Origin of the sequence: Lysinibacillus sp. FSL K6-0232 (assembly GCF_038008325.1) — a bacterium.
GTDB lineage: Bacteria > Bacillota > Bacilli > Bacillales_A > Planococcaceae > Lysinibacillus.
The window spans coordinates 1,393,273-1,417,076 of sequence record NZ_JBBOYW010000001.1 but is presented as its reverse complement, the minus strand read 5'-3'; the positions used below and the strand labels follow the sequence as shown (position 1 = coordinate 1,417,076).

Annotated in this window: 26 protein-coding genes; 12 read left to right on the top strand and 14 right to left on the bottom strand. The window is 36.9% G+C overall.

Annotation, left to right across the window (positions count from 1 at the left end):
• Nucleotides 1-161 precede the first annotated feature (161 nt).
• Both MHB42_RS06725 and MHB42_RS06720 read left to right on the top strand, forming a co-directional pair.
• Nucleotides 162-986, top strand: a complete 825-nt coding sequence (locus MHB42_RS06725; protein ID WP_340805179.1) for a methyl-accepting chemotaxis protein — start codon at nucleotides 162-164, stop codon at nucleotides 984-986.
• A 16-nt stretch (nucleotides 987-1,002) separates the two neighbouring features.
• Nucleotides 1,003-1,548, top strand: a complete 546-nt coding sequence (locus tag MHB42_RS06720; RefSeq protein ID WP_340805178.1) for a GNAT family N-acetyltransferase — start codon at nucleotides 1,003-1,005, stop codon at nucleotides 1,546-1,548.
• Nucleotides 1,549-1,615: 67 nt separating this feature from the next.
• On the opposite strand, the gene MHB42_RS06715 is transcribed toward MHB42_RS06720, so the two are convergent.
• The 5 genes from MHB42_RS06715 to MHB42_RS06695 form a co-directional block, all read right to left on the bottom strand.
• Nucleotides 1,616-3,193, bottom strand: a complete 1,578-nt coding sequence (locus MHB42_RS06715; protein WP_340805177.1) for a flotillin family protein — start codon at nucleotides 3,191-3,193, stop codon at nucleotides 1,616-1,618.
• 15 nt (nucleotides 3,194-3,208) lie between these two features.
• Nucleotides 3,209-3,739 (bottom strand): hypothetical protein, encoded by a 531-nt coding sequence (locus MHB42_RS06710; RefSeq protein WP_340805176.1) that lies wholly within the window; start codon nucleotides 3,737-3,739, stop codon nucleotides 3,209-3,211.
• 142 nt (nucleotides 3,740-3,881) lie between these two features.
• Nucleotides 3,882-4,385: a 3D domain-containing protein gene (locus tag MHB42_RS06705; RefSeq protein ID WP_340805175.1), complete on the bottom strand. Its 504-nt coding sequence runs from the start codon at nucleotides 4,383-4,385 to the stop codon at nucleotides 3,882-3,884.
• 66 nt (nucleotides 4,386-4,451) lie between these two features.
• On the bottom strand, nucleotides 4,452-4,634 hold the full coding sequence (locus MHB42_RS06700; protein ID WP_340805174.1) for a hypothetical protein: 183 nt from the start codon (nucleotides 4,632-4,634) through the stop codon (nucleotides 4,452-4,454).
• A gap of 100 nt (nucleotides 4,635-4,734) precedes the next feature.
• The gene (locus MHB42_RS06695; RefSeq protein ID WP_340805173.1) at nucleotides 4,735-4,857 is read right to left on the bottom strand and encodes a hypothetical protein; all 123 of its coding nucleotides are present in this window, start codon (nucleotides 4,855-4,857) and stop codon (nucleotides 4,735-4,737) included.
• Between the two features lie 354 nt (nucleotides 4,858-5,211).
• Here MHB42_RS06695 and MHB42_RS06690 point away from each other — a divergent pair, with 354 nt between their 5' ends.
• The 7 genes from MHB42_RS06690 to MHB42_RS06660 all read left to right on the top strand — a co-directional run bounded on the left by MHB42_RS06690 (nucleotide 5,212) and on the right by MHB42_RS06660 (nucleotide 10,193).
• Nucleotides 5,212-5,811: a hypothetical protein gene (locus MHB42_RS06690; protein WP_340805172.1), complete on the top strand. Its 600-nt coding sequence runs from the start codon at nucleotides 5,212-5,214 to the stop codon at nucleotides 5,809-5,811.
• A gap of 31 nt (nucleotides 5,812-5,842) precedes the next feature.
• The gene (locus MHB42_RS06685) at nucleotides 5,843-7,813 is read left to right on the top strand and encodes a DNRLRE domain-containing protein (protein WP_340805171.1); all 1,971 of its coding nucleotides are present in this window, start codon (nucleotides 5,843-5,845) and stop codon (nucleotides 7,811-7,813) included.
• An 18-nt stretch (nucleotides 7,814-7,831) separates the two neighbouring features.
• Nucleotides 7,832-8,296 (top strand): hypothetical protein, encoded by a 465-nt coding sequence (locus MHB42_RS06680; RefSeq protein WP_340805170.1) that lies wholly within the window; start codon nucleotides 7,832-7,834, stop codon nucleotides 8,294-8,296.
• Between the two features lie 66 nt (nucleotides 8,297-8,362).
• Entirely contained in the window at nucleotides 8,363-8,776 is a 414-nt protein-coding gene (locus MHB42_RS06675; protein WP_340805169.1) for a hypothetical protein, read from the top strand.
• A gap of 16 nt (nucleotides 8,777-8,792) precedes the next feature.
• The gene (locus MHB42_RS06670; protein WP_340805168.1) at nucleotides 8,793-9,062 is read left to right on the top strand and encodes a phage holin family protein; all 270 of its coding nucleotides are present in this window, start codon (nucleotides 8,793-8,795) and stop codon (nucleotides 9,060-9,062) included.
• 11 nt (nucleotides 9,063-9,073) lie between these two features.
• The gene (locus MHB42_RS06665) at nucleotides 9,074-9,745 is read left to right on the top strand and encodes a M23 family metallopeptidase (protein WP_340805167.1); all 672 of its coding nucleotides are present in this window, start codon (nucleotides 9,074-9,076) and stop codon (nucleotides 9,743-9,745) included.
• Between the two features lie 76 nt (nucleotides 9,746-9,821).
• The gene (locus tag MHB42_RS06660) at nucleotides 9,822-10,193 is read left to right on the top strand and encodes a hypothetical protein (protein ID WP_340805166.1); all 372 of its coding nucleotides are present in this window, start codon (nucleotides 9,822-9,824) and stop codon (nucleotides 10,191-10,193) included.
• 136 nt (nucleotides 10,194-10,329) lie between these two features.
• Here the strand turns inward: MHB42_RS06660 and MHB42_RS06655 are convergent, their stop codons facing one another.
• The 7 genes from MHB42_RS06655 to MHB42_RS06625 all read right to left on the bottom strand — a co-directional run bounded on the left by MHB42_RS06655 (nucleotide 10,330) and on the right by MHB42_RS06625 (nucleotide 17,372).
• Nucleotides 10,330-11,064 carry a hypothetical protein gene (locus MHB42_RS06655; RefSeq protein ID WP_340805165.1) on the bottom strand — a complete coding sequence of 245 codons (735 nt, stop codon included), beginning with the start codon at nucleotides 11,062-11,064 and terminating at the stop codon, nucleotides 10,330-10,332.
• A 167-nt stretch (nucleotides 11,065-11,231) separates the two neighbouring features.
• Complete coding sequence (locus MHB42_RS06650) at nucleotides 11,232-12,020, bottom strand: GNAT family N-acetyltransferase (RefSeq protein ID WP_340805164.1); 789 nt, start codon at nucleotides 12,018-12,020, stop codon at nucleotides 11,232-11,234.
• Complete coding sequence (gene abc-f, locus MHB42_RS06645; protein WP_340805163.1) at nucleotides 12,013-13,812, bottom strand: ribosomal protection-like ABC-F family protein; 1,800 nt, start codon at nucleotides 13,810-13,812, stop codon at nucleotides 12,013-12,015. Before abc-f ends, MHB42_RS06650 begins: the two co-directional genes overlap by 8 nt.
• Before the next feature lie 103 nt (nucleotides 13,813-13,915).
• On the bottom strand, nucleotides 13,916-14,056 hold the full coding sequence (locus tag MHB42_RS06640) for an RAxF-45 family protein (protein ID WP_340805162.1): 141 nt from the start codon (nucleotides 14,054-14,056) through the stop codon (nucleotides 13,916-13,918).
• A 66-nt stretch (nucleotides 14,057-14,122) separates the two neighbouring features.
• Nucleotides 14,123-15,151: an AbrB family transcriptional regulator gene (locus tag MHB42_RS06635; protein WP_340805161.1), complete on the bottom strand. Its 1,029-nt coding sequence runs from the start codon at nucleotides 15,149-15,151 to the stop codon at nucleotides 14,123-14,125.
• 42 nt (nucleotides 15,152-15,193) lie between these two features.
• On the bottom strand, nucleotides 15,194-16,030 hold the full coding sequence (locus tag MHB42_RS06630) for a CbrC family protein (protein WP_340805160.1): 837 nt from the start codon (nucleotides 16,028-16,030) through the stop codon (nucleotides 15,194-15,196).
• 148 nt (nucleotides 16,031-16,178) lie between these two features.
• Complete coding sequence (locus MHB42_RS06625; RefSeq protein WP_340805159.1) at nucleotides 16,179-17,372, bottom strand: multidrug effflux MFS transporter; 1,194 nt, start codon at nucleotides 17,370-17,372, stop codon at nucleotides 16,179-16,181.
• A gap of 170 nt (nucleotides 17,373-17,542) precedes the next feature.
• On the opposite strand from MHB42_RS06625, the gene MHB42_RS06620 reads away from it, so the two are divergent.
• Nucleotides 17,543-18,940, top strand: coding sequence for an Alw26I/Eco31I/Esp3I family type II restriction endonuclease (locus MHB42_RS06620; RefSeq protein WP_340805158.1), 1,398 nt, complete (start codon nucleotides 17,543-17,545; stop codon nucleotides 18,938-18,940).
• 49 nt (nucleotides 18,941-18,989) lie between these two features.
• On the opposite strand, the gene MHB42_RS06615 is transcribed toward MHB42_RS06620, so the two are convergent.
• Nucleotides 18,990-22,022, bottom strand: a complete 3,033-nt coding sequence (locus tag MHB42_RS06615; RefSeq protein WP_340805157.1) for an Alw26I/Eco31I/Esp3I family type II restriction adenine-specific DNA-methyltransferase — start codon at nucleotides 22,020-22,022, stop codon at nucleotides 18,990-18,992.
• 202 nt (nucleotides 22,023-22,224) lie between these two features.
• Here MHB42_RS06615 and MHB42_RS06610 point away from each other — a divergent pair, with 202 nt between their 5' ends.
• The gene (locus MHB42_RS06610; RefSeq protein ID WP_340805156.1) at nucleotides 22,225-22,980 is read left to right on the top strand and encodes a DUF2087 domain-containing protein; all 756 of its coding nucleotides are present in this window, start codon (nucleotides 22,225-22,227) and stop codon (nucleotides 22,978-22,980) included.
• A gap of 17 nt (nucleotides 22,981-22,997) precedes the next feature.
• Complete coding sequence (locus tag MHB42_RS06605; protein WP_340805155.1) at nucleotides 22,998-23,339, top strand: GIY-YIG nuclease family protein; 342 nt, start codon at nucleotides 22,998-23,000, stop codon at nucleotides 23,337-23,339.
• Nucleotides 23,340-23,394: 55 nt separating this feature from the next.
• Here MHB42_RS06605 and MHB42_RS06600 read toward each other — a convergent pair whose 3' ends face one another.
• Nucleotides 23,395-23,751 (bottom strand): MmcQ/YjbR family DNA-binding protein, encoded by a 357-nt coding sequence (locus MHB42_RS06600; protein ID WP_340805154.1) that lies wholly within the window; start codon nucleotides 23,749-23,751, stop codon nucleotides 23,395-23,397.
• Nucleotides 23,752-23,804: the final 53 nt, after the last annotated feature.

The following is a 23,804-nucleotide window of genomic DNA, read 5'->3' as shown; positions in this document are numbered from 1 at the left end:
TATTATTCTAGTACACTATTTGGAAAAACACACGAATACTTTGCCCATAACCTAAGCATCATCACAAATTGTACTCAATTTTCAGTAATTTACTATTTTTGGCTATCGAATAGTATGCTACCATTGTTATTAACTATTGAGCTAAATTGGGAGGAATTATAATGAAAATTATTGAAGCATTAGCCCTTGCAGCACCTTATATACATCTTGCATTAAAAGAAGAAGCAATCGTAGGTGTCGTTGACAAGGAAAGTGAAACCGTTGTTAAATATTTAGCAGGTAAACGAGTGGATTCAGGTTATCGAGATGGGCAAAAGGTTAATCCTAATGATCAAAATGTTTATATTGCCTTTAGTGGCAAAAATGCAGATGTTATTATTCCAAAGGATGTATATGGTGTAGCCATCAATGCTTTTTCATTCCCAATTCGTGAAAATGGCAAAGTTGTAGGTGCCTTAGCCTTTGGTCTACCAATCGATAATGAGCTGAAGCTTGAGGATTATATGAATACAATGGATCGTATTGTAAATAATTTACAAAATAAAGTACATACCATTGCCTCACATTCAGAGGAACTAGCTGCCACAAGCGAGGAAATTAATAAGCAGGCACAGCATGCTTTAGAGGATTCTGAAAAAACAAATGCAGTAACAGATTTAATTAAAAGCATTTCTCGCCAAACCAATTTACTTGGCTTAAATGCATCTATTGAGGCGGCTCGTGCTGGGCAGCATGGTGCTGGCTTTAATATCGTGGCACAGGAGGTACGCAAATTATCCTTTGAAACGTCCAGTGCAACCGAAAATATAGAATCATCACTACAAAATATTAATAGAAACCTTGAAAATCTTAAGCAAAATATGGGGCAAATCAATGATGCAACAAATGAGCAGGCACAGCTTGTCCAAGATTTTAGCGAAATTATTGAGGAACTAACTGTGCTTAGCCAAGAAATGAAGGGCTTTATGCACAATGCCTTAAAATAATAACGAGGTGACACACATGATAATAACGATTGATAATGAATTAACGTTACGTACTATCGCTTTAGAGGATGCAGAGGCTGTTTTTGCCTTAACAGATGCCTCTAGGGAGTATTTAAGAGAATGGCTACCGTGGCTTGATTTCACAAAAGAAGTAGCAGATACAACAGCCTATATTGAGAGCTGCATCAAAGGACATGCCACAAATAGCAGCCTTTCCCTTGTTATTCTTTTTAAAGAGAAAATTGTTGGTATCACTGGCTTTAACAACATTAATCCTAACAATAAAATTGGCACAATCGGCTATTGGCTTGGCGAAGGTGCACAAGGGCATGGCATTATGACCAAAGCAGTAAAAGCTTTACTACAATATGCCTATGATGTCTTACAGCTCCATAAAGTAGAAATTCGTGCCGCAGAAGGCAATATGAAAAGCCGTGCCATCCCTGAACGTCTTGGCTTTGTCAAAGAGGGAACGATTCGCGCAGCAGAATGGCTCTACGATCATTATGTGGACCATGTTGTATATGGCTTACTTGTAAGCGAATGGCAGCAACAAAAATAATAACTAAAAAAGCGACCTGACAACTTATACATTGTCAGGCCGCTTGCTTATTATTGAGCACATTCTCCTATGAATTGAGCGATTTCACATCATTATTGGGCGCACTCTCCTGCGGATTGGATGATTTCACATTATCCGTATCCTTCTCCAGACTTGCTGCAATTTGCTCAAGCTCAGGACGTAGTGTGTGTTTACCAGCGTAGCTTTCAATTAGTTCCTTGACATCAATCCCTGAAGTTTCCTTCAATGATTCCTGTAATGTAGACATTAGGTTCGTTGCATAGGCTGTCACCTTATTAGCGCCACTGCCGCCTTCACCGCCACCAGTATCTACAACTGTAATCTTATCAATATTGCTAAGTGGACTTGCCAGCTCTTTCGCATATTGTGGCATCATGCGAACAATCATATCAAGCACAGCCGCCTGACCATATTGTTCAAAGGCTTCTGCAATTTTACGTTTTGCCTCGGCTTCTGCAAGACCACGTAAGCGAATAATTTCTGCCTCTGTTTCCCCTTTTGCACGCTCAGCATCCGCTTTCGCAAGACCATCTAAGCGAATTTTTTCCGCTTCTGCCTTTGCCAAGGATTCGATGCGATATTTTTCTGCATCTGCCTGTGCCAGCTCACGCATTTTCTCGGCTGAAGCATTTTGCTCAACCGCATAACGATCAGCATCTGCTTTCTTTTTCACCTCAGAGTCATATTGCTTCTCACGACGTAAAATCTCTTTTTCCTCTAATTCAATTTGCTTTTGACGCTCAATAATGCGAATTTGCATTTCTTGCTCTGTTACTTCCTGCTTGGCACGCGCTGTTTCAAGTTCATACGCTTGGTCAGCACGAGCCTTCGCAATATCTTGCTCACGGCGGAATTCAGCCACCTTTAATTGGTTTTCTTTTTCCGCTTCCGCAATCTCTGTTGCACGCTCAAGCTCAGCCTTTTGCGCTTCCTTCGAGGCTTCCGCACGCTTAATACGTGTTTCTTTCTCCGCATCAGCTGTTGCAATATCAGCATCACGTTTCACCTGGGCAATACGAGGCTTACCAAGTGACTCTAAGTAGCCGTTTTTATCACGTACATCTTTAATCGTAAAGGACACGATTGTTAAACCCATTTTTGCTAAGTCTTGAGAAGCCACTCGCTGCACTTCCTGAGAGAACTTATCACGGTTTTTATAAATTTCCTCTACTGTCATCGAGCCTAAAATGGAACGTAAATGACCCTCTAATACTTCACGCGCCTCATTTTCACGATCATCCTTCTGCTTGCCTAAAAATTGCTCTGCCGCTGTAGCAATTTCAGAAATAGAGCCACCAATTTTTATAATTGCTGTACCATCAGCCATTACTGGTACACCTTGCTCTGTATAAACCTCGGGCGTTGTTACATCCAGCTTACTGGATAATAAGCTTAATGGTTGTGCTTGCTGGAAAATTGGAAATACAAATGTACCGCCACCTCGAATAATTTTTATACGATTTCCTGACTCATCCGTATGTACATTTTTGGAGCCAAGATAGCTACCTGTGACAATCAGTGCCTCATCGGGACCTGCCGTACGATATTTGGTTACATATAAGCCAATAAGTGCGATTAAGATAAATACTACAATGCCGATTGCAATTAAAATCTCTATTGACATAAATCGATCTCTCCTTTATATAAATTTTTTCTCATAAGATTTTACAAGAAGCGTTCCATCCTTCACATCTACGACAAGCACTGTTGTATCATAGTCAATAGCTTCATTACTATAGCCTGTTGCTCTTTTCGAAATCATACCGCTCGCTGTTTCAATCACAACCTCTCCAAAGCCATCTACGGGAATTGGTACAATAACCCTTCCTAACTGACCACCTAATGACTCCTCTGTATAGGCTAGGGAAACATCGGCTGACCGAAGTGGAACAAGTACAAATAAATAAAAGATGGCACTTAAAATAGCTCCGATGATACATGCAGCAATAATATTCCAAACGCTAGGAAATAAGGCTAGTTTTTCTAAAATAAATCCTGCTGCTGACATCAACGTTATAAAAGATAGAATAACACTCGGATTAAAAATAGGCAGCCCTTCCCCAATGCCTTCAACAGCATCACCAAAAAACATTAGCAATATTGTTGCAAGACCTGCGAAAATTAATACGACTAAAAAGACCTGTTCGAGTGAATAGCCAAATAGCGTCAAGTTGCTCACCCCTTTTCATCTTGTTATCTACTATACGGATGCCTCCTACAAAAAGTTTCAAAAAAATTCAAAAAAAGAGGAGCATCAAAAATCATGCTCCTAAACACTATGTATAACTTTATTAATTATGAATGACCTGCTCCTACTGTATGATGAATAATTGCATATCATGCCTTCCATACTGTGCGGCAATATATTCAGATTCAACAAGTATGTCTAATCTACGCCCTTTAATCGCGCCACCTTTATCCGCAGCAATTGCCTTAAATCTTTCATTAGGAGTTTGAATTTCAACAATGGACCCTAATGGAATAATGGTTGGGTCAACTGCTACAATTCTTAAATCTTTAAAATAAATACTGTTTTGAACATTTATGCCAGTCGCTGTGATACCACTACAGCCATTACAATCATGTCCATAGTACGTGGCATGAAAGGTTAGCCACTTCGTCTTGCTTTTTTCTAGGTTTGCACCGTCTACTTTTTGGCTATCCTGTTTAACGACCTTTAGCTGTTGTGCTTTGCTATAAATTGCTATAACAGCATTCTCATATTTATTTTGGGGCGTATGTTGAAAAATCACTTGCTTATCAACATAATTATAATTATAGCCATTATATTCCATAAGGCTCAATAAACTAAACATGATACAACAAATAACTAACACTACTTTATATAGATTGCTCATTTCTTTAAACACCACTATCAATTCTTAAATATCTAGCACCTTTATTTTTTCTAAAAAACTCTCTAAAATCTTCTGTGCCTCCCACTCCAAATAATCCATCTCCATGGAAATATGTAAATTTAGCTCACCCATTTCTTTATAAGCTAATGCCATAGCGCGACTATCCACTTTTAAATTGTATGTATGCTCATCTTTTAGAATGTTCATTTCACTCATTCCCTTCAATGAATTCGAATTCCATTTATATATTTTCAATTAATTAATTTAAATATTTTTATATACCCCTCCTTGACTTAAATACGCTACATTATATTTTTTCATCTTTGATAAATAAACAAATCGCCAATGCTTCAGCATCTATAACGCTTATTTTACCTTTTGATTGTGCAATGATTGTAGAGGCAAACTCTTTCACTAAAAACTTTTCCATTAAACACCCCTTATTTTCCATTAATTAATCTATTATTCTTTCCAATACTTTATGTTCTGGATAGTGCACCATTAAATAGTCTTTTAAACTTTTTAAGCATGTAATACTTTTATCTATAATAGATTTTCGCTGGAGCCCATTATATAAATAAATAATTTCCTGAAATTCCACCACATAATAAATATTCTCTTGATTATTATCGAGCTGTACTAAACTATCGTAACGGATAGTGTTTCATATGAAGATTATCTTCCTCGTAATACTACAACTATTAAGGACACAAGCTTATACATATTAAACACTACTGCAAAAATTGATATTTCTTTTAATGGTCATGTTTTAAAAGGGGTTTTAGTGGATAATGATTTAACTCGTGTGCAATATCGTGTGCTAATTAATAACACTCATTATTACCCATCTGATGGCAGCTTTACAAAATTAGGTGAATCGCCTCAAAATCTTGAGTTAACTATTAACAGCAAGGATATTAAAATTGATGATCGGAACACATTAAAAATAGAGTTTCAAGATTATTTTGGCACTACTGATTATTGGTCGACCCAATTTATTGGTACATATTCTGGTCTTATGTTCAAGGATGTCTATGGTCAATATTTCTCTAGTGAAATTGGTGAGGTGTTACAATACCTTGATTTCGGAATCATTATTGCAGGTCAAACTACAATTGAGCATGAGGTTATTTTAAAAAACCAATATGGCTATGATGTAAAAAATGTACATTTGTATGCTAACACAGCAAACTTCCCTACAGGAATGACATGTGAATTCAGTACAAGCCTCTCCCCTTTTTTACCTCACTCTGATTTAAAACTAAGTAGTGTACTAAAAAACAATGAAGAACTACCATTCTTTATTCGACTTAAAACTGAATTAGGTGCCACGCCTGACGCTAACGGTTCATTTGATATAATCGTAAGGGCAGACAAAGCCTAATCACAATACAATGTGATAAGGAAGTGAATTTATGGAGGACAAAAATTTTGAAGTAAATATGGAAAACTCCTCTCAAAAAAATGATTTTGACATACTAGCTAAGGTTGTACCTTCTATTGATGCTAAGCCCATCACATCTATAGAGATACAGCCTTTTTTTCATGATGAAAATAAAATATTGGATGAGATTTATTTGGAAATTACTGTATCTGAAAAAGATTACCTTGAAACCAATACTAAATTATTTGATGTGTATCAAGATATTTTAACGGAGCTTGAAATAAACCCTAATAATAGCTTTAAAGCAAAGTATACGCTTATTGCTGTTGGAAAATTAGAGCAGGAAACGGAAATTGTTGCTAGACCGTCAAGTGAAAACCATACACAAGCTGAACTGATTTCTCGTGCTTTAGGGATTAATGATAAAGATACTTGCCTAGATATTGTGTATCGAGGAAATTCAGATGTTTATACTGAAATTCAGCCTATTGGCTATAATTTTGTAGAAACGGCGATTGAAGTACCTCCACACAATAGAATGTGGGCTATCTATGAAGTGCAGCAACCACCAATTGTAACAGATATATTTAATCCTACTCAGGATGCTTTTACAAGAGAAAGCTTAGCCTATCAATCAATTAATTATGGTAATACTTCATCTATGGTTGTTGGGAGAAGCACTAACGATATTTGGCGTTCATTTGTACAGTTTGACTTATCTGCCATTAACCCTTCCTATGTATTACAAGCCTCTTATTTGCGCTTATATTACAAGGATTTAGTACCTACTAGCTTAAGGTTAGAAATTTTAAATGCAGATAACGCATGGCAAGAAACAAATATCACTAACCTAAATCGACCTCACCCTATTGATTTAATCTCTAGTGATTTTACAGTCAATACAGCAAAAGGCTATATTGAGTTTGATGTACTTAAGATTGTAAAATTATGGGTTGCACTAGAAAAGATGAATAATGGGTTTATTATTCGCTTATCCAATGAAACTGAATTTGCTCAAACAACCTTTTACACTCGAGAAACGATTCTACCACCTGAATTAGTAGTTGAATATTTTGATTCAAGGATATTCTCTCAAGGAAGAAGCCAGCAGCTAACCGAAATCTTTATTTATAACGCCAATAATGTAGATATACAAACGGAAATTACGGTTGATTCTGTTTACGATTTTACAACACTCGCTACTGAAATCTATATAAAACATGTCAATAATATAGCTGCTGAAATCACACCAAGACCAAAAGATGAGTTAATAATGATAACTGAGATTTCTGCTAACAAACCTTATATTCCTGTGGAAATTATACCCATTATTAGTGATGCTTCTAACATTCAAGCAGAAATTACAATAACAGTACCTCAGGTTGACATGGAAATTACTATTCCAAGCCATGATGAAAGTAGCATTTTGATTGAAATTGAAGCACTTGATATTTGGACTTCATTTCTTCCTGTAGAAATTTGGGCTAGTAAAGATGCGATTCCTGCTGAGATTATTTCAAAGGTACAGAAAGATAAAAATCTACAGACCATTATTGCTATTTCAAAACCTGCTGTTGAGGCAGAAATTGAAGTTAAATATAGAAATGATATTTGGGTAGAGATTGAGCCAAATATAAAATCAGATATACCGAGTGAAATTACTGTCACAAAGTCCTCTGTAGCAGCTACTATTACTGTCCAAAGATACAGTGACCAAGATAAAGAAACGGAAATCTTTATTAAATATGTTGATGATATAAACACTGATATTGATGTCAAGCTTATTAGTCAAGTTAACACTATTATTGCTATTAAAGCTGTAGCTCAAGTAGCTACCGAAATTGCTGTAACTAGGCGTAAACTGTACACAGAAATTACTATTCCAACCTGGGCTGACGCTGATGTCGTAGCTGTAATTGAACCACGTATTTTGATGGTAAATAATATCCATACAATCATTGTAGTAAATGGCGAAATATCTGGCTATGCATTTATTATGTAAAAAAGGAGATTACTTATTATGATAATGAAAAATTATGAAATTGGAGAGCTACAATCATTCTTATTCAATTTAATTTTAAAAGGTAAAGAATCAAGAATGAGAACTCGTTTTATTCACTTATTGTCAAATCAATTAGAGCTTCTACAGCAGGAAAGACAGCAATTAATTAATGACTATGCCGCTAAAGATGAGGAGGGCAATATTGTAACAGAAACGAAAACTATCAATGATAAAAAGGAAGCGCTTGTTGTTTTCCCTTCAAAAACAGCAGAGAAAGAAGCACAAACACAAATTATGCTGATGATGAATGAAGATTTTATTATAGAAGAAACAACAGAGAAAATGGACATGCTGCAAACTTTACAAAAGATAATTTTAAATTGTGATCTAGAATTTACTGGTCATAAAGCTGCTCTCTATGATAGATTTTGTGAAATTTTTGAGGATATTCCACTACTAAAATATTCAGAAGCCGCTCAGTGATTTTTTACAAGGATAGGGGTGAATTTTTCTCCTATCCTTTAATAATTTATAAAAGTTGGTGAAACAATGCATGATGAAAAATTTGGTGAGCGATTGGCTAGTGCGGAAGTGGAAATAAAACATCAGGAAAGCCGAATTTCTAAATTAGAGGGTAATCATGAATTGCTCCATCGTTTAACAGTTGTATCTGAACAGCAGCAGGAAATGAATAAGCACCAACAAATACAATTAAATAGCTTGGATAAAACTTTTAATAATATCAATGTTAATTTAACAAAATTAAATATGTCGCAGATTGAATTGCAGGAGGATGTCAAAGAGATTGGCAAACGAGTTGATAGTATTGAGGATGATTTAGAGCAGGAGGCCAGCAAGGACAGTGTTTCACTCAGTGACATTATTAAGCAATATCTTCATTGGTGGGTGCTTATCCCAACCGCTATTATTGGCGCTCTAATTTTAAAATCGTTAGGACTATAAGAAAGGACCTGATGCAATGAAAATTAACTGGAAAGTTCGTATGTATAATCCTCAATTTTGGATTACAGTCGGTTTATCCATTATGACTCCCCTATTTGCCTACTATGGTATTACAGGTGCGGATTTAACGACTTGGGAAAGTGTAAAAACATTACTTATAAATGCCGCCTCTAATCCATATGTCTTAGCTTTAATTGCTGTTAGTATCTACAACGCCATTCTAGACCCTACAACTGCTCATATAAGAGATTCATCACAAGCGTTAACCTATAAAAAACCGAAATGAGGTGATTCACTATGGCAAACTTTATCTGTCCAGTAAAAAATGCAAGATTAACAAGTAAGTTTGGATGGCGGAATCTTGGGTTTGGGAAGGAGTGGCATCAAGGTGTTGATCTTGCCTCAACAGGGAAGGTTCCGATTTATGCTAGTGCGGCTGGTGTTATTAGCCGAGCGCAGGCGTTAAGCAGCTATGGGAATGTTGTAATGATTAGACATACAATCAATGGCAAAGTATATGAAACGAATTATGCACATTTAGATTCCTATTGTGTGCGGATTGGACAAAGGGTTAGGCAAGGGCAGCAAATTGGTGTTATGGGCAATATTGGTCGTGCATTTGGCATCCATTTGCATTTTGAAATTCATCGAGGGCTATGGGCTACTGGGCAACCGAATGCGATTGACCCAATGAACTATATTTCATTACTAAATCAAACAGCTAGCAAAGGAGAGTTAACAATGTCACAATACACAGAATTACTAAATAAAATCAAACAATTAGAGGAAGCGTTAAAAACAAAGCAAACGATTATTTCTTCACAAAATGCCTCTAAAATCCATAGTGATGCATGGAAATGGTTAAAAGGTCAAGGTATTACTGACGGCTCAAATCCTCAAAATTTTTTAACGCGTGAGCAATTTGCCACAATGCTGAGAAGATACCAGGACTCCTTCAATAAAAAATAACCTCCCTATTCTATACATTCATTCAATCAAACCATGTTACAATAGAAAGGAATTTTGGCAACTAAGGAGATTGGGCATGAAGCTTTCAACAATTTTAAATGTTTGTATTCTAGTATTTTTTACGTTACTATTCGTCAATGACTTTTTCCCTGACACAGCGCTTGCTGCGACACTAACGAAAAAACTAATTTTGATCATACTAATTGTTTTAGTAATTATTCAGATTGTTGCAGATAAAGGTCAATATAAAAAGCTATCCAAAAAAACTTATGTCGGGTTAACACTATATACAGTTGGGCTATGGATTGTCTTAACATTGCTTGGAGGCAAATCCCAAATTGGTCTATCATTCACAAGCCCGCTATTTTATATTATTGTCGTATTGCTTGGGCTTGATTTGCTACGTGTTTCCAAGCAAGCTAAGCGTGAGCGAGCGGAGGAAAAATAACAGCACATGCTATCCGCTATTTTTGACGTTCTATCCGTCACTTTTAGCACCCTATCCACCACTTTCATCGCGCTATCCGCCACTCATCCAAAAAAGCATGTCACCGATTGGCACTGCAATCGGCAGACATGCTTTTTTATGATTCTAAAACATTTAAAATAGCGTCAAGCTCAGTCACAGCGTGATCAAGGCGTTCCTTAGCCTCGATATTTTGCTTTTTTAATTGGCTAAACTCTAGCAAATTTTTCTCATGCTTTAATTTAATAGATGATAAGCGTTCAATTCGCGCCTCCACCTTTTCAATAGCCTGCTCACAAACCGTTGTCCAGAGCTTTTCTGAGTGCTGCATTTCCGTTGTAGACGGATTGTGCTGGCGCATAATGCGTGCATACACCGCTTCAATTTGTTCAATTAATTCCGCGTAGAAATGACGCTCTACACGAGTTGTTTGAAATGTTGGATGCTCCGCCTCTTTTGCATACGGGGTCACCTGACGTAAAAGCTTTCCAGCATTTTCTCCAAAACCATGTGATAAATTCAGTACATTCATTAATTGCAATAGTAGACGGATTTCTTCTAAATTAATAAGCTGTGAATCAATATTTTCTTTTACTTTTAACGATTCCATATAACGTCGGTTGAAATGTTCAATTTCGCCATTGCGTTGCTCTACTAAATGTACACTTGCATTGTCTTTTAAGCTTTTAATATAATGAATAGCATGGCTTTTTAGCTCCTCTATCGACAGCAAGTTTTCATTATCTTGTTGTGGCTTGTCTCGTTGAACATACGCAAATGCATTTATTTGTTTAGGCCATTGAGCTGTTGAGATTTCTTCTGAAACATTATAGCGTATATAAATTCCGTGCATTTCCTATCCTCCAAGTCCATTAAACAAGTATCTTTTAAAGACCATAAATCGAATACAGCATTTTTTCAAGTAAAAACTGTCAGCAATCATTTAAAATCTTAAATGGCTGGTACTAGTTAGTATAGCAAAACAGTGAAGGTTTATGGGAAATTTTATCTCGCAATATTTTATAGCTGTCGTATTTCTTGAAGGCTTTTCCCTGCTGTGAACGCATGAATAGATGCGATTTTTCCAACTGATTTAAAATTTGCGCGATGATAAACTTTTGCTACTTGTTCATTTATCGGTAAAATCCATAAATACTTTAGTCCCCATTCTATGGACTGTTGCTGAATATGCTGTAATATATAGCCGATCAGCCCCCGCCCTCTATAGCCTTCAATAGTTGCTACACTTTCAACTCTCCCTTGATTTCCTGCTACAAAAATATTTGCTGAGCAGCATGCTTTCCCATCTATCCTTAATAAATAATACGTAAAATGTGGAGAGTGATATGTTTGCATAAAAGCTTGTTGAATAAGTGAAGGCTCTCCAAATGTCGTAATGCTCATTTCAACTGCTAGTGCCTCTTCCATATTGGCATCTGTTACACGTTCAATCTGGATTGCACTATTTGGTGTAAGTGGTGCATACTCGCCATTCCAGCATTGGATCGTATCTAGAAAGCTTTCGTACTGAAAGCCATGGTACTCTAGTGCCTGGATGCAAGGTAGGTTATCCTCAAGATTGTATAAATACAACCTTGGGATAAGTGCTTTCGATTGATAGAAATTTTTAATATCTTGTAAAAACGTATCTGGTTTATCAATTTTACGCCAAATATGTGCATGGTTTGCATCATAATAATTTGGTAATGCTTGATTATAAGCAAAAGCCCCTTCCTGACACAGTTCTATTGCACTGAACGTTTTTATATAGTCAATATCAAGCTGCATCATATGCTCTAAGTTATACATGCTCTGTTTCCTCCTCTATCCAGCTTTCATATAAATGCTCTAATTGCTGCTGAAGCTTTTGACGCTGCTCCTGTGCAAGTGCTGGCTCCTGTAGCTTTGCCTCTAGCTTTTCAATTTGCTGCTCAATTGGTAGCTCTTTTTTCATAGACGATCTTTTCTTTACTGGCTCTGGCTCTGTAACTTGCTGCATCAGCTCCAGTCGCTTATGCCTAGCCCATTCATAATCGCCCTCAAACACAGTAATTCTTTGCTCTTCAATCCATGCTGTTTTCGTAAATATTTTTTGTAAAAAATAGCGGTCATGGGACACACCAATAATCGTTCCTTCAAAGGATTCCAATGTATCCTCTAATACCTCTCTTGCCTCAATATCTAAATGGTTCGTCGGTTCATCTAATATTAAGACATTAATATCCTCATGCATTAATTGTGCTAAGCGTAAACGCATTTTTTCGCCACCACTTAAATCCTTCACTTTTTTAAAGACGTCATAGCCGTAAAATAAAAACTGTGCGAGTATATGACGAGCCTCAGCCTCAGATACAGCAACACTTTCACGAAAGGCATCGATTAAGCGAATCGTTGGATTTTTATGCTCAAATTGCTGTGATAAATAGCCAAACTTCACATTGCTGCCAATGGAGCAAATACCTTGGTTTGGCGTAATCTCTCCTAGCATGATTTTTAATAATGTTGATTTGCCACAACCGTTGCTACCAACGATTGCAACACGCTCTCCAAAATAAATAGCAAGCTGACTATCTTGGAACAATGGCTGTTCAAATCCATGACAAATACCTTCTAGCTGCATAACCTCTTTGCCACTGCGTTCTGCCATTGTTAAGGCTAGATTCATTTTCTTTTTCGTTACAGGCTTTTTAACACGCTGTATCCGCGCCAGCGCTTTTTCCATGCTTTTCGCACGTCTATGCATTGCTGCATTTGGGGGATTCGCTTCATTCGCCCACTGTTTTAAACGCTTAATCGCTTCCTGCATTTTTTTTATTTTCTTTTGCTGCTCTTCATAGCTCGCAAATTGCTGCTCAATTTTTGCCTCTTTTTGTGCCACAAAGGCATCATAATGACCGTTATACGTAAAAGCCTCGCCATCCTCAAGTTCAATAATTTTATGTGCCACCTGATTCATAAAATGGCGGTCATGGGATACAACGATTACAATGCCTTCAAAATGTCGGACATACTGCTCAAGCCATTCAATGGCATGCATATCCAGATGATTCGTTGGCTCATCTAGCAGCAAAATAGAGGGCTTTTTTAATAAAATTTGCCCAAGCATCACCTTTGTTTTTTCGCCACCACTTAAGCTACTAAACGGTTGCTCAAGCATAGCTGTTAGCTCAAGCCCATTGGCAATCATCGCTAGCTGAGCCTCTACCTCATAGCCTCCCTGTAGCATAAATTGCTCCTGTATTTGTCCGTATTGCACTAATATTTTATCTGTTACCATCGATTGCATTTCCTGCTCAAGCCGTGTCATTTTTTCCTTTAATATATAAAGCTCCGCAAATGCCTCCTCCAGCACTTCCCTCACAGAATGCTCTAGGTAATGTGGAATTTGATGTAAATAGCCAATCGTTGCTTCCTTACTTTTAATAATACGTCCCTTATCAGGAGTATCAATGCCAGCCAGCAATTGTAGAAGCGTTGTTTTGCCACTGCCATTGACGCCAACAATTGCTACATGCTCCCCACTATTTACTTCTAACTGTAAATTTTCAAATAATACATTACCACCAATAATTTTTTGTAGTTGTTCAGCTTTTATTTGCATCGTTTTTTCCTCCAATGAAACGTGCGAAAACATCCTTCAAACACAAAAAAGACTGCTCATTAACAAGCAGTCTTCTTCCCTTATCATTTGTGAAAAAGAATGGTTAATTCGCTACGTTTATTATTTGATTTTGCTTAAAAATGGACAGACCTCTCCCGTTGTTCGCAAAATCAAAAGTAATCACACGTGCAAAATACATAGCTGTATCCACTTTTACACATGTTTTCGTAGCGTTTTTATTCATTCCTTTTCACCTCCGTTCACAATAATTATTTCTATTATAACATTATTCGAATTATTTGAAAAGAGGCTATGTTTTCGCTTTTTTCACAAAGAGCTTTACAAATGGCACAAGAAAAACTGACACGACTAGTACACGAAAAAGCTGAAAAGCCGTCACAATTGTTACATTAGCATGCACAGAAGCGGCGATAATCCCCATTTGGTCAAGCCCTCCAGGCACAATGCTTAAAAAGCCTGTACGGAAATCAAGGCTATATAGGCTTGTCATGGCAAATGTTAAGCCATATGCTGCCCCGATAAAAAGACCTGCTGATACAAATGCATAAAAGATATGCCTTTTCGATAAATGTAAATCTTCCTTTTTCAATAATAAGCCAATATAAATACCAATCATAAGCTGTGCAATATGCAATAATGAGCCAGGTAATTGAGGCACGTCCACCCCTACCATATTGATACCCATTAAGAAAAGGATAGGACCTAGCAAATAGCTTGTTGGAATTTTTATCTTTTGAGCCAACCAGCCAGCTAAGCCACAAAGAGCTAGCATGCCAGCTACATGCCATGTATAGGTTCCAGCAATCATTGTGCTCTGTCCACCAGACCCTGCAACTAGTAAAGGAACAAAGCTTACAATTAATAGCACACGAAGAATTTGGAAGAAGGTAATAACCGCTATATCCATATCTTTTTGCTCCTCAGCAAAGGCAACAATCTGTGACATACCACCGGGTACACAGCACGTTAAGGCTGTCGCAAAGTCCAAATCCGTCCGCTTCGCTACAACATAACTTACTGCAAAAAATAGCAGGATAAACAGCACATTTAAAACAATAATACTGCCTAAAAATAGCTGAATATCTCGCACAGCCTCTGGTGTAAAAGCAAAGCCAATCGAATAGCCTGCAACAACTAAGCCAAAGTTACGAAAAAAACGATGCCATTTTAATTGCACGCTTGTTGATAATTGCACAATCAATACCGCTGTAATCGCCCCTAGCATCCATGGCATCGGTATATGTAAAAATTGAAAAATGATTGCGCCTAATAAGCCAATGCATAATGTTATAAACATATGCCTATCAAAAATAAACATTACAGCAACTCCTTAAAACATTGTTGTCCACGCTCGTTCGTCTTAATCCCAATCGGAGTATACAATATATTGCTGACATTCCAAGCATTGAAATAAATAGCCTTGATGTGAGCCATTATTGCGTAAAGAAGTCGCTAGCTCCTCATTTGTATAGCCATTAAAATGTTCAAGCTCCTCAGTAATGCCCATATCCACTAGCTCCTGCCAGCCAACATAGCCAAGAAAGGCACAATAATCCGTACAATGGGCTAGCCAATTATTGCCTTGCCAGCTGACATAGCCAGGTGTTCGATAGAGCACTTCATTTGTATAGTCCTCATTGCTGACAAGCTCTGAGTTTAATAAATCCTGCTGAAATTCGCCATCAAATTTTTGTGCGGCAAGCCCGCTATGAATACAGCTTGGACAAAGGTACTCCACCTCTTCAATCGCATAAATACCCTTTGTACAATAAATATCCACTTCTTGCTCACAGCAATCACAGACAACAATTTCTCCTGTTTCAAAAATACCAGCCTGTAGTGGATTTGGCATATATTTAAACATTGGTAATGGCGTTGTTAGCTCCTTTGTTTCCTGAATTACTCGTGGCAATAAGGGGCTAACATTTTGCGGATTATCCACCCAATATTTAATGGAGCTATATTTTTTCAGGTCTTTTTTATTGTTTACATCCATTATCGTTGTAAAAATTTTAGACGCCTCGTTATACATACGTAGCATACAATAAATCTCCACTAATATACGCAACTTCACTTCTGTCGGCTCTGCTTGTTTCACTTGCTCCTTTAGCTTATGCATCTCATTAATACTTTTGGCATCGGCACTATTAAATAGCTTTCTTTGCTGATTCCACTGCTCTATCAGATTTGTTGTCATGGCAGACCATGCCTCCATTTTTTCCTATGTATAGCTATATATTTTACCATAGTAAAGTATAACGTATATCGAAATATTATAAATATACTTTAAGCGCAAAGCGACTAGAGGCTCCCTAGTCGCTTTGTAGGTCACTGCTAATTATATCCTAATCTCTTACTAGCGTAAGATAGAACAGACATGCCGCTGCACTACAGGCAAAAATAGTAATGCTCATAGGAATGGCTGTATACTCTCCACCAATACCAACTAATGGTGACACAAGTGCACCACCCCCAAATGGTAAAATACCTAAAAAGGCAGAGGCGCTGCCCGCTGCTCTTCCTTGCCTTTCCATTGCTAGTGAAAATGCCGTTGTCCCAACAATACCAACACTTGACACAACGAAAAATAAAGCGATAAGCACGAGCCAAAGTGGTCCTTGCAATGTAATCGCTAGCAGTAGCAGTAATGCACCACTAAATGACATCATAATGCCGTAAAGCAATAATTTTTTCTCTGCCATATGGCTGGCAAGCTTCCCTGTAACTTGTGCTGCAATAATAATGCCAACACCATTTGCGGCAAAAATAAAGGAAAATTGCTGTGGTGTTGCCCCATAAATATTTTGCAATACAAATGGAGAGCCTGCGATATAGGCAAACATCCCCATCGAAACAAATGCCTGTGATAGTGCAATTCCCATGAAAACACGGTCTTTTATAAGGAGATGGAATGTTTTTACCGTTGCAAGCACACCGCCTTCTGCCCGTTTATCTTCTGGCAGTGTTTCCGTAAGCGTGAAGGCAACTGCTAGAAACATTCCAACGCCGATTAAGCTTAAAATAACAAACACTGCTGGCCATGGTACAAAGCGCAGGACAGCACCGCCCAAAATAGGCGCTACTATTGGTGCTGCTCCATTGACTAATGAAAGCAGTGCCACAAATTTTGTCAGCTCTTTACCCGAATACATATCTTTAGCGGATGCCCTTGCAATCACAATACCTGCTGCACCTGCAAATCCTTGAATAAAACGCAAACCAATAAATGCCCAAATCGATGTACTAAATGCACATAATAAGGAAGCTGCTGCGTACACAAGCAATGTAAATAGAAGCGGGCGACGTCGTCCATGAATATCACTTAATGGGCCAAATAATAATTGACCAAAGGCAAGCCCTAATAAACAGGAAGTAATACTCATTTGTACAAGAGAGGCTGTCGTTTCTAAATCTTTTGCAACAAGCGGCAATGCTGGTAAATACATATCCATCGATAATGGACCAAATGCCGTCAACGATCCTAAAATAAGTACAAACCATAATTTTTTATGATGTATATTGTCTGTTGCTGTCTTCAATCATGTCTATCCTTTCCTTTTATTAACACGCCTTGCGACAATTGCTGCAACTACAATAACATAATTTTGGCAGTGTTTAAAACGTATCATCTTTAATCGTTGAATAGTGTTTAAAGATTTCGAAACTTTATTCTTCTTTATTCGTAAAAGATGAAAAGGGGGAATTTGTAATGGCAAGAGAAAAAAGAGAGTGGCATCCGAATTTTGTTGAATATATGGATTTTATTGTACAGCACCCAACCTATAGTGGACTCCCGATAAAGCAAAGGGATGATGGTAGCTGGTCGTGGATAGCGGCTGCAACGACAAGCATTGGCAAGCAGCGCAAAGCTTGGTGTGAACAAAAGGCACAAGCTTTAGGTATCCCAATTGAGGCTGGCGTCTATGCGAAAGTGATGCTAGAAATCCATCCAACTAAGCAGAAAGTTTGTCAAACATGTGGAAATGAAATGTCCCTGTATTATCTCTATCCAAGCGCAAATTTTATTAAAGCTCTTCAAAAGAAATTTAATGTTACATATAGCGAAATAGATTGTATCTATGATATTTGGGATGATTTATTGCAAAAGGGCTTCTCAAATCATCAAGTTGCCAAGTTTCTAATAGAAAAAGGTAAGCTTCCGCTTAGTTCACAAACTGCTAGTCAAGATGAAGTAATCAATGCACTAGAATCGCTCTGCCGTTATCAAGGTAAAAAAATATTAAGCCCTGGTGCTATGTCAAACTTCCCAGACCGCTTTGATGGCTTCCACACCTATAATCGCTGCTGTAGAGCCATTCAGGACAAAGGGCGTTCAAAGGAAAATCTTAAATCTTATACAAAGGATAGACGAGCATATGAATATTTAAGCGATGGCAATATTCATGCGGCAAACTCCTTTATGGGCAGTAAGTTTTTTGCAGGCACTACCGCTGACCATATAGGCCCTATTTCTTTAGGCTTTGTGCATGATCCACGCTATTTGCAGCCAATGTATGGTAGTGATAATTCAACTAAACGAGATCGTTTACAATTCGTCGATATTGAAAAAATAATCGACATCGAAAACAAAACAAATATTTACCCTATCTCACAGCATTCAAGCTTACTTTGGGAATATATTAAAGAAAACTACCAAAAGCATCCTGAAATCATTGAAACTACTTACCGCAATGCTTTAAAACAAAATATGGCAAATTTTATGTATATACTAGCTAAAATATTAACGCAGTGTGGTGCAAAAGGTGCTTCTGTGCTGGAGCAAATTTTCTTAGCACCTAAATACACATATTTTAACTATTCATATGAATTTAATGAAAACGGTGAAATCATAAAGCAAACGCCACGCCACTTTACACAACGTAGTGCCAACGAATATGAGCGCTATAAAAGAATCGCCTTTGAAGCTATACATGACTATGCTACAAAAGAAAATAGAAATACTAAACCATCCTTGGATAATGCTGATTTAGTATCCTTGAGCTTATTATGTCAAGACATTACCAATGATGGACCATTACCTATTATTAAGGATAAAATTTTTGAGTTATTTCAGGTGATTCAACGCAAAATCATTAGGACATTTTAGGAAAACAAAAGAGCTAGCTATCCATTGGCATAACTAGCTCTTCCTGTCTTTATAGCTGTAAGCTCAACTGTCCAAATTCATTACTCTCTAAAATATCAGCGTCCTTCAAGGAATGGAGAAGGTGATCGTAACTAAGCTTTCCTTTTAGTGCTTTTATATAGGCTGATTCGGGTTCGCTTGTGTATTTGGCATCCTCTGCACATTCAACATGCTCTAAATCCCCTATTGCGTCATAGGCTGTAATTGGCTGATTTGCTGTAATGGGAGCAGGGAATAATGCATCTGGCATCACACCAATATCCTTTCTTGTGCAAATAATAATAACCCTTTTTCTTTTTTGAGGAACACCGTAATCGCTTGCAAGCAATACTCTTCCCTCTGTGTAATAACCCAGCTCTGAAAACATGTCTAAAATACTAGTATAAACAGCGCCATTTTGAAAGCTTAGTAAGCCTTCCACATTTTCAAATACGATAACCTTAGGCTTTACCTTTGACACGACCTCTGCAAACTCTTTAAATAATTGATTTCTTGGGTCATCAATAAATCTAAAGCCAGCCATTGAAAATCCTTGGCAGGGAGGCCCTCCGCAAATAATATCAACAGAATGCTCAAGCGCTTTTGCCACTAAATAATCTTTAGTAGCCTGTACTGTAATATCACCACAGTGCACGTCTACCTCTGGATTATTGATTTTCAGCGTGATACAGGCACTTTCCTCAATATCATTGCTTAGCACCGAATGGATGCCTGCTTCCTTAAATCCAGCAGTCATTCCACCAGCTCCGCAAAATAAATCTAATGAGTTTTGACAATTACATTTCTCTACAATATTACGAGCAATCTGATAAGCTAGTATTGTTGGCACAGCATTTCCAACCTGTTTTAGCATTTGCGTCTTATTGCCAAAAAATAAATAATCATCTTTAAAAGATTGAAATCTTGCCGCTTCTCTTACAGAAAGCACTCGATCATGCACGGGATGAACATATGTACCATTCCCTGGTCGATTAAAATATGTAGTTATCGTATAACTTGGCTTTGTATAGTCAATACGACCATAGAGAGTCGTTCGTCCACCAGTTTCTGTAATTCTCTTTAAACGCTTTGATTTTTCCACGGTTTCCATCGGTATATTCTTCCAATTCCCACCTGGTGGTACAGAGCGTATCATTTCTAAATCTAAATCACTTAATTTAAAGGTTGTATGATTCAAAATTTCGCCATTTGCTATCTTGCTATATTTAGCTGTGATGCCTTTCGCTATTTTTTTGGATCGCTCATCTAAATCGACACCACTTTTTAATATCACTGTATCAAGTGAAGCAGCTCCAGTTAAAATACTATCAGCTAATTCTAAGCTTATCGTTGGAATTATATGTTGAATAGCATGGTAATAATCTTGCGTTAGCTTATTTACTTCTAGCATCTCACTATCCTCTTCCACTTTCTTAATTTCATATGCTTCATATGCATATTCCTCAATTAATTCAATCAATGATTCATCCTTTGTTTTTAAATATTGCTGTACAAGCATACTGATTTTATGCAGCAAAGGTGAATGAATAGGAATAGGGAAGCAATCGATTTCATAATTATTCACATGATTATTACTACTTGTCAGCTTAAAAAACCAATTAATAATAGTTGTATTAAAAAGACCTAAAATTGCATATAAATCAATGCCATATTTATTTTCATCTACTGCAATAAAATTACATGAATTTCCTAGCACATAGTTAGGCTTTATATAGGCAAAGGTTACTCTTCTCTCTTTTTTCATATTGACAACTTGCTGGCAAATAATACGTTCTTTTTTTATATACTTATGCTTTTTACTATTATGAACAAACGTAGCATCTACATATTCGCTGTTATCCACGTCATTAATTTCATAATACTTAATATGCTTTCCTCTAATTAAGGGGTAGCCCGTGTTCCCATTCACGATTGATTGTTTATGGGTTGTTAAATCTAGCTCCCCTCTTGAATTCACGATAAATGGCAAGTCCTTCACAATAGGAAATTTTCTAAGCTGCTTCAATATTAAATATTCTTGTTGATTAATTGGAAAAATCGCATTGCCAGTGTTTTTATTAAGTATATCGTTGATATGCACATCTGTTGTTTGATAAGGATTTTTCAAATAATCCTTCGTTACATTGATTGTTTCCGTACTAGCCCCGTTTTTCATCACAATTGCACATACTGCCTGCTGTGCCTCGATATAGCCACTGCCTTCACCTATCAGCTTGACAGACAAAATAGTATGCTCCATCAGCATATATGTGCGCAATCTAGCACATGTCTTATCTGAAAGAATAGATGCTGGAATTAGTAAATGAATAAAGCCATCTTTATTTGTATAATTAGCGATAATTTCCTCAACAAAAATCTTATATAAATTCAAAACCCCTTCTGTTGAGTAAGTAAAGGTTTTATCCACTAGCTTAGCAATTTCAGCGTACTTTAATTTATCAGCATTAAAATCGTCACTATGACTATAGTGATTTTTTTCTGCCTTTAAATTTTTATATGGAGGATTTGTTACAACAATATCAAAGCCGTTAGCAATAATTTCCTCTGAAAAAACATCCGTAATTTTAATATATTTAAGTGTATCTGCCTCTAAATCAACCAACAAGCCAGAGCCTATATGTGTATCAAAATAATGTTGATCCAACTCTATATTAAAATATAATTTTGTCAGTTCAGTAAGCATTTTTTGATATTGCGCTAAAGCCTTTCGATTAATATCTGCAACATAAATATTATTGATTAAGGCTTCCATCTTTTCTTTAGTCAGATTTAATTTACTAACTTCCTTTAAATATGAAAAGACAAAATGACCTGTGCCAGCACATGGTTCTAAAAACCTTAATTCCCATATATTTTTACCGCTTTGATCTATTTTAGTAACAAGCTCTTCCATCATTACATCCGTTAAATCTAATGAAGTGAAATAGCTCCCCGTTCTTTTTCTTTCTAAAGGGTTCATCTGCATCTCAACATGCTTACTTCCTTCTTTGATTCTTTCCCATAAGGCTGTTCTAGAATCATTTGCAATCTTCTGCCCCTTCAAAATAGCACCTCCAATATTTTAATAATATAGCATAAAACCAAATACGAGACAATAAAAATGAGACGTTTTGCAATATCTAACAATACCTGTAGGCGATTTGAAGTGCGATACATTTTGATTGCTTTATATTAAACAATTTGATATTTTAAATATAAATTTATAAACAAATTATAAATACGTTTGTTTTTTAGGAGGTTTCCTAGTGGATGTAAATGAACAATTTTGGCAGGCTTCAACCGAGGACATTAAAAAAGGATATATAGATGAAGGCTCCTATTTTACCTGCTTATTATGTGGTGAAAAGGTGGAAAAGGGCATTATTTACCCATATGAAGGTTTATTGTATGAGGCCGAGAAAATGATGCAGCAGCATATTACAGCAGCACATCAATCTGTTTTTCATTATTTAAATGGTCTAAGTAAAAAGCTAACAGGCTTAACAGAGCATCAAAGCCATATTTTACGATTATTTTATGAGGGAAAATCAGATCAGGAGATACAAGAGGAGCTGACAATTGGCAGTGCTGCAACGATTCGTCATCATCGTTTTGCGTTAAAAGAAAAGGAACGTCAAGCGAAAACATTGTTGGTAATGATGGAGTTATTAAAGGAACAACATCACAAGCAAGACGATTTTGTGCCGATTCATAAAACAGCTACAATGATTGATGATCGCTATAACATCACCCTTTCCGAAGAACAGCAATTATTAATGAAGTTTTTTCCGCAAGGTGTTGATAAAGGGCTTGTTCGCCTGCCCAAGCGTGAAAAGCAAAAAATTGTAGTGCTACGTGCCATTACAAAGCTTTTGGAGGAAGGGAAACACTATACAGAAAAGGAACTCAATGCAGTCCTTCAACCAATCTATGAGGACTATGTTCATATCCGCCGCTATCTCATCGAATACGGCTTTATGGATCGAACAGCAGATGGTAGTGCCTACTGGGTTAAAAAATAAGAAAGCAGGTTTGTTAAATGGATCATAAGAAAGAATTAAAAGAAATGTATAAAGAGATAAAAATTGAAGCAGGCGTTTTTACCATGACCAACACACAAACAGGAAAAGTATTTGTTGGTAGCTTTAATAATTTAAAACGTTTAAATGGTTTTCAATTTATGTTAAAAACGAATACTCATACAAATAAGGAGCTTCAGGCTGATTATAATGCCTTTGGTCAAGATGCCTTTGAAGTGAAGGTTGTGGAATATTTAAAGAAAAAGGAAGAAGGCTATTTTGATGCTAAAAGAGAGCTGGAAAAGCTAGAGCAAAAATGGCTGGATACGCTGCAGCCTTATGGCGAACGTGGCTATAATTAATATTCACCTCGCGCATTTACTAGCACCATAACTGGTAAATGCGCGATTTATATCGTTATTGAATCTCCTGCTGAACTTTTTTTGTTAATTTGCTGAAAACAAGCTCATAGGAATGTTTGATTAGGTTTTCGATCAATTCCATCGGAACATCTTCGGCATCCATATAAATTGAGTTCCAGTGGGTTTTATTCATATAGTAACCCGGTATAATGCTATCATACGATTCACGTAATTCCTCTGCTCGTGCAGGGTCACATTTTAACGTAAGCACAGGCTTACCCGTTGCATTGCCTCCAATCATCGCATACATTTTCCCACCAATATGGTAGCGATCTGCCTGCCATTCCTCTTGATAATCATAAGTCGTTCCACGAAGCTGTAAACAATACGCATGAATCATGGCTTTTTTCATCTTTTAAACTCCTCCCTAAATAAAAAACACACGTTCGATTATTAGTAGTATAA

Bases quoted from the DNA above. Each gene is read 5' to 3' on its own strand.
- MHB42_RS06670 (WP_340805168.1), top strand. From the start codon at position 8,793: ATGAAAATTAACTGGAAAGTTCGTATGTATAATCCTCAATTTTGGATT.
- MHB42_RS06600 (WP_340805154.1), bottom strand. From the start codon at position 23,751: ATGAAAAAAGCCATGATTCATGCGTATTGTTTACAGCTTCGTGGAACG.
- MHB42_RS06605 (WP_340805155.1), top strand. From the start codon at position 22,998: ATGGATCATAAGAAAGAATTAAAAGAAATGTATAAAGAGATAAAAATT.
- MHB42_RS06715 (WP_340805177.1), bottom strand. From the start codon at position 3,193: ATGTCAATAGAGATTTTAATTGCAATCGGCATTGTAGTATTTATCTTA.
- MHB42_RS06650 (WP_340805164.1), bottom strand. From the start codon at position 12,020: ATGTATAACTTAGAGCATATGATGCAGCTTGATATTGACTATATAAAA.
- MHB42_RS06660 (WP_340805166.1), top strand. From the start codon at position 9,822: ATGAAGCTTTCAACAATTTTAAATGTTTGTATTCTAGTATTTTTTACG.
- MHB42_RS06680 (WP_340805170.1), top strand. From the start codon at position 7,832: ATGATAATGAAAAATTATGAAATTGGAGAGCTACAATCATTCTTATTC.
- MHB42_RS06655 (WP_340805165.1), bottom strand. From the start codon at position 11,064: ATGCACGGAATTTATATACGCTATAATGTTTCAGAAGAAATCTCAACA.
- MHB42_RS06620 (WP_340805158.1), top strand. From the start codon at position 17,543: ATGGCAAGAGAAAAAAGAGAGTGGCATCCGAATTTTGTTGAATATATG.
- MHB42_RS06635 (WP_340805161.1), bottom strand. From the start codon at position 15,151: ATGTTTATTTTTGATAGGCATATGTTTATAACATTATGCATTGGCTTA.
- MHB42_RS06675 (WP_340805169.1), top strand. From the start codon at position 8,363: ATGCATGATGAAAAATTTGGTGAGCGATTGGCTAGTGCGGAAGTGGAA.
- MHB42_RS06700 (WP_340805174.1), bottom strand. From the start codon at position 4,634: ATGAACATTCTAAAAGATGAGCATACATACAATTTAAAAGTGGATAGT.
- MHB42_RS06695 (WP_340805173.1), bottom strand. From the start codon at position 4,857: ATGGAAAAGTTTTTAGTGAAAGAGTTTGCCTCTACAATCATTGCACAA.
- MHB42_RS06665 (WP_340805167.1), top strand. From the start codon at position 9,074: ATGGCAAACTTTATCTGTCCAGTAAAAAATGCAAGATTAACAAGTAAG.
- MHB42_RS06640 (WP_340805162.1), bottom strand. From the start codon at position 14,056: ATGAATAAAAACGCTACGAAAACATGTGTAAAAGTGGATACAGCTATG.
- MHB42_RS06685 (WP_340805171.1), top strand. From the start codon at position 5,843: ATGGAGGACAAAAATTTTGAAGTAAATATGGAAAACTCCTCTCAAAAA.
- MHB42_RS06630 (WP_340805160.1), bottom strand. From the start codon at position 16,030: ATGACAACAAATCTGATAGAGCAGTGGAATCAGCAAAGAAAGCTATTT.
- MHB42_RS06705 (WP_340805175.1), bottom strand. From the start codon at position 4,385: ATGTTTAGTTTATTGAGCCTTATGGAATATAATGGCTATAATTATAAT.
- abc-f (WP_340805163.1), bottom strand. From the start codon at position 13,812: ATGCAAATAAAAGCTGAACAACTACAAAAAATTATTGGTGGTAATGTA.
- MHB42_RS06720 (WP_340805178.1), top strand. From the start codon at position 1,003: ATGATAATAACGATTGATAATGAATTAACGTTACGTACTATCGCTTTA.
- MHB42_RS06725 (WP_340805179.1), top strand. From the start codon at position 162: ATGAAAATTATTGAAGCATTAGCCCTTGCAGCACCTTATATACATCTT.